The sequence below is a fragment of the Vibrio sp. 10N.222.49.C9 genome (genome assembly GCF_041474985.1).
Lineage (GTDB): Bacteria > Pseudomonadota > Gammaproteobacteria > Enterobacterales > Vibrionaceae > Vibrio > Vibrio crassostreae_C.
This window is the reverse complement of sequence record NZ_JBFRVD010001038.1, coordinates 1-362: the sequence shown is the minus strand read 5'-3', so window position 1 is coordinate 362 and position 362 is coordinate 1. Positions and strand designations below refer to the sequence as shown.

Here is a 362-nt window from a genome sequence, read left to right as displayed (position 1 = left end):
GCATGTATCCTACAAACCATCCAAGCAAAACCCAAGGTGTATAAAAAAAAGCCAGCTCTAAAGCCAGCTTTCTCCATGTCAGTTTTTCTACCATCTAAAGGCGTACTCCAGAGTTCGACGAGCCTGCTGGTTAGGCTTTGGTCGAGAATCGGTAACCTGCACCGCGTACAGTTTGAACAAGTTTATGATGCTCAGTGGCTTCCAGCGCCTTACGTAGACGACGAATGTGAACATCGACAGTTCTATCTTCCACGTAAACATTGGTGCCCCAAACATGGTTCAGAAGCTGCTCACGGCTATAGACACGCTCTTGGTGCGTCATGAAGAAGTGCAGCATCTTAAATTCGGTTGGTCCCATATCC

The 362-nt window shown here is 47.2% G+C and carries 1 protein-coding gene and 1 pseudogene; both read right to left on the bottom strand.

What is annotated here, in order from left to right; genetic code table 11:
* A pseudogene (locus AB4585_RS26790) lies at positions 1 to 94 on the bottom strand (DUF3329 domain-containing protein); the annotation flags it as partial.
* 36 nt (positions 95 to 130) lie between these two features.
* Positions 131 to 362: winged helix-turn-helix domain-containing protein (locus tag AB4585_RS26785; RefSeq protein ID WP_372171777.1), on the bottom strand; the 232-nt coding region annotated here is incomplete at its 5' end.